The sequence below is a fragment of the Streptomyces recifensis genome (assembly GCF_002154615.1).
Classification (GTDB): Bacteria; Actinomycetota; Actinomycetes; order Streptomycetales; family Streptomycetaceae; genus Streptomyces; species Streptomyces griseoluteus.
Genome location: NZ_MUNH01000367.1, coordinates 1 through 4,080, shown reverse-complemented (window position 1 = coordinate 4,080; position 4,080 = coordinate 1). Strand labels below are relative to the sequence as shown.

4 protein-coding genes are annotated in these 4,080 nt (G+C 71.2%); 3 read left to right on the top strand and 1 reads right to left on the bottom strand.

What is annotated here, in order from left to right; translation table 11 throughout:
- From CCN33_RS19405 to CCN33_RS19395, 3 genes are all read left to right on the top strand, one after another.
- Positions 1-1,599: AMP-dependent synthetase/ligase (locus CCN33_RS19405; protein WP_086694845.1), on the top strand; the 1,599-nt coding region annotated here is incomplete at its 5' end.
- A gap of 82 nt (positions 1,600-1,681) precedes the next feature.
- Positions 1,682-2,518: an aldo/keto reductase gene (locus CCN33_RS19400; protein ID WP_086694844.1), complete on the top strand. Its 837-nt coding sequence runs from the start codon at positions 1,682-1,684 to the stop codon at positions 2,516-2,518.
- Between the two features lie 79 nt (positions 2,519-2,597).
- Positions 2,598-3,287, top strand: a complete 690-nt coding sequence (locus CCN33_RS19395; protein ID WP_086694843.1) for a glycoside hydrolase family 75 protein — start codon at positions 2,598-2,600, stop codon at positions 3,285-3,287.
- Positions 3,288-3,401: 114 nt separating this feature from the next.
- Here the strand turns inward: CCN33_RS19395 and CCN33_RS19390 are convergent.
- On the bottom strand, positions 3,402-4,080 hold a 679-nt coding region (locus CCN33_RS19390), incomplete at its 5' end, for a class I SAM-dependent methyltransferase (RefSeq protein ID WP_107483961.1).

Below are 4,080 nucleotides of genomic sequence, written 5' to 3'. Positions count from 1 at the left end.
ATGTCCCGCACCCGCTACGAGTGGACCCTCTTCGACTTCGCGCTGTGGACGATCGGTGCCCAGGTGGTGCCCGTCTACCCCACCTCCTCCGCCGAGCAGTGCTTCTGGATGCTGCACGACGCCGAGGTCACCTCCGCCGTGGTGGAGCACGAGGACCACGCGATGACGATCGCCACGGTCATCGGCCGTCTCCCCCGCCTGCGCCAGCTCTGGCAGCTCGACGCGAACTGCGTGCGGGAGCTGTACGACGCCGGGGCGCACCTGGACGACGAGGTGGTGCACCGGCACCGCAGCGCGGTCACCCCGGACTCGACCGCCACCGTCATCTACACCTCGGGCACCACGGGCCGCCCCAAGGGCTGCGTCCTCTCGCACGGCAACTTCATGTTCGAGGCGGACACGGTGATCCGCCGCTGGGAGTCGGTGTTCCACTCCAAGAAGGGCGACGAGGCGTCCACCCTGCTGTTCCTGCCGCTGGCCCATGTCTTCGGCCGCATGGTGGAGGTCGCGGCGCTCCGGGGGCGGGTCCGCTTCGGGCACCAGCCGCAGCTCCACGCGGCCGCCCTGCTGCCGGACCTCGCCGCGTTCCGGCCGACGTTCATTCTGGCGGTGCCGTACATCTTCGAGAAGGTGTTCAACTCGGCCCGGCGCAAGGCGGAGAAGGACGGCAAGGCGGCGCCCTTCGAGAAGGCGGTCGAGGTGGCCGTGAAGTACGCCGAAGCGGTGGAGGCCAAGGCTTGGGGCCTCGGCCCCGGCCCCTCGGCGGGCCTCAGGATGCAGCACCAGCTCTTCGACAAGCTGGTGTACTCCAAGGTCCGGGCGGCGATGGGCGGCCGTATCCGCAACGCGATGTCGGGCGGCTCGGCGATGGACCGCCGCCTCGGCCTGTTCTTCGCGGGCGCCGGCGTGCAGATCTACGAGGGCTACGGCCTGACCGAGTCGACGGCCGCCGCCACCGCCAACCCGCCCGAGCGCACCCGTTACGGCACCGTCGGCCAGGCCATTCCCGGTGTGACGGTGCACGTCGCCGACGACGGCGAGGTCTGGCTGCACGGCGGGAACGTCTTCCAGGGCTACCTCAACAACCCCAAGGCGACCGACGAGACCCTGCACGACGGCTGGCTCGCCACCGGCGACCTGGGCTCGCTGGACGAGGACGGCTACCTGACCATCACCGGCCGCAAGAAGGAGATCCTCGTGACCTCCGGCGGCAAGAGCGTCTCCCCCGGTGTGCTGGAGGAGCGCGTGCGGGACCATCCTCTGGTCAGCCAGTGCATCGTCGTCGGCAACGACCGCCCGTACATCGCGGCGCTGGTCACCCTGGACCAGGACGCCGTCGACCACTGGCTCCAGATGCGCGGCAAGCCCCGGCCCACCCCGGCCGAGCTGGTGCGCGACGCCGACCTGGAGACGGAGGTGCGCCGGGCGGTGGTCGCGGCGAACACGCTGGTCTCGCAGGCCGAGTCGATCCGTACGTTCCGCATCCTGGCCCAGCCGTTCACCGAGGAGCACGGGCTGCTGACGCCGTCGCTGAAGCTGAAGCGGAAGGCGATCGAAAAGGCGTACGAGAACGAGGTGGAAGCCCTCTACCGGTCCTGATCCCGCCGTCAGGAATGCGGACCGGCCCGTGATCGTTGACGATGGGTGAAGCACCTGTCCACAACCGAAGGATCACAGGCTCGTGAGCAGCAAGGTCCCCCCGATCATCCTCAACAACGGTGTCGAGATGCCCCAGCTCGGCTTCGGCGTCTGGCAGGTCCCGGACGACGAGGCCGAACGCGCGGTCACCACGGCGCTGGAGACCGGGTACCGCAGCATCGACACCGCGGCGATCTACGGCAACGAAGAGGGCACCGGCAAGGCCATCGCCGCGTCCGGCGTGCCCCGCGAGGACCTCTTCGTCACCACCAAGCTCTGGAACAGCGACCAGGGGTACGACTCCACCCTGCGTGCCTTCGACACGTCGCTGGAGAAGCTCGGTCTCGACTACCTGGACCTCTATCTGATCCACTGGCCGCTGCCCGCACGGGACAACTACCTCGACACCTACAAGGCGTTCGAGAAGCTGTACTCCGACGGCCGCATCCGCGCGATCGGCGTGTCCAACTTCCTGCCCGAGCACCTCGAGCGGCTGATCGCGGAGACGTCCGTCGTCCCGGCGGTCAATCAGATCGAGCTGCACCCGCAGCTCCAGCAGCGCGCGGCGCGCGAGTTCGACGCCGAGCACGGCATCGCCACCGAGGCGTGGTCGCCGCTCGGCCAGGGCAAGGGCCTGCTGGAGGTCCCGGCGATCGTCGCCATCGCCCGCAAGCACGGGCGTACGCCCGCGCAGGTCGTGCTCCGCTGGCACATCCAGCTCGGCAACATCGTCATCCCGAAGTCCGTGACGCCGTCGCGGATCAAGGAGAACATCGAGGTGTTCGACTTCAGCCTGGACGACGAGGACCTCGCCGCCATCGGCGCGCTGGACGAGGACAAGCGGCTGGGTCCCGACCCGGCCACGTTCGACATGGTCTGACACCTCCGCGTCCCGGGGCCGCCCGTCCCGTTCCGGGGGCGGGCGGCCCCGTGCGCCGCTTCGCCGGGAAGGGCTCGCCGTGCGTCTTCGTCCTCTGGGTCTCGCCACCGCCGCCGGGACCGTCCTGCTCTGCGCCACGGCCCTGGCCGCGGCCCACGGTGACGCGCCGAGACGGGGGCGGGAGGGCACGGTCCCCGCGGCCGACCTGCTGGCGAAGGTACGGACGTGCGACCGGATCTCCGCCGGCCTGTACCGCACCGACGCCGAGAGCGCCCCGACCGTCCCGGTGTGCGGGCTGAAGGGCGCGGTGTTCTGGCAGGCCGACCTGGACGTGGACTGCGACGGTCAGCGCACGACCCACTGCAACGAGGACCGCGACCCCTGGTACCAGGACGACACCGCCTTCCACCAGTCCGACGGCAAGCCGCTGCGCGCCGACGCCCTGCCGTACGTGGTGGTGCCGGGCAAGAGCGCCCTGTGGGACCACGCGGCGGCCGGCATCGTCGGTGGCGGAGTGGTCGCCGTCATCCACGGTGATCAGGTGGAGTACGCCGTCGTCGGGGACACCGGCCCCAAGGAGATCATCGGCGAGGCGTCGTACGCGACCGCCGAGGCCCTGGGCATCGATCCGGACCCGGCGACCGGGGGCGCCGAGTCCGGGGTGACGTACATCCTGTTCAAGGACTCGCGGGTCTCCCCCGTCGAGAGCCATGCGGCGGCGGTCGCCCTCGGGGACCGGCTGGCCCGGCAGTTCCTCGCGGAGAACTGACTCGGCGGGGGCGTACGGCCGTGTGGACGGACTACGCGTCCGGCACGAACAGGTCGGCCCGGTGGTACCGGCTCCCGGGTCGGCCGGGTCGAGGTGCCTGACCGGGCACCACCGCTAGCCGGACCGGCGATAGGCGTGCAGGGTGAAGACGGGGTCCGGGCGGGGACGGTCCTGGTCGGGCAGACGGGCCAGCCGCGCGGCGAACTCCTCGGTACGGGGCTCACTGGGCGGCAGCAGGGTGAACCAGCCCCGCCGGAGATCCGTGATCGTCCGGCGCGGGCTGCGCCCCTGCCCGACCCCGGTGAACCGCGCCTGACCGGTCCGCACCATCCCGGCCTCGGCGGCATACGCGTCCACCTTGGCCGGGTCGTCGGCGGCGGGCCGCCGGGGACGCGGTCCGAGCACGGCGTCGATGTCGCTGCCGACGTCGTGCGCCTTCGCCTTGTCGACCGTGGTCACATAGGTCCCACCCGGCCGCAGCACCCGCGCGCACTCCCCGAGCACGGCCCGCAGATCGGCCGGATCGTCCAGCAGGTGGAGCAGCCAGACACTGGTGACGACGTCGAAGGCGCCGTCGGCGAAGGGCAGTCGCCGGCTGTCACCTCGCACCACAGCGCCGGGTACCCGAGCGGCAGCCTTGCCGACCATGGCAGGCGTGAGATCGACCCCGGTCACCCGCAACCCTGGCCGCGCCCCCACCATCCACCGCGTCACGATCCCCGTACCGCACCCGTTGTCCAGCAGACGCCCCTGCCGCTCCCCGGCCAACCCGAGCACGGCATCGGCGGCGGCC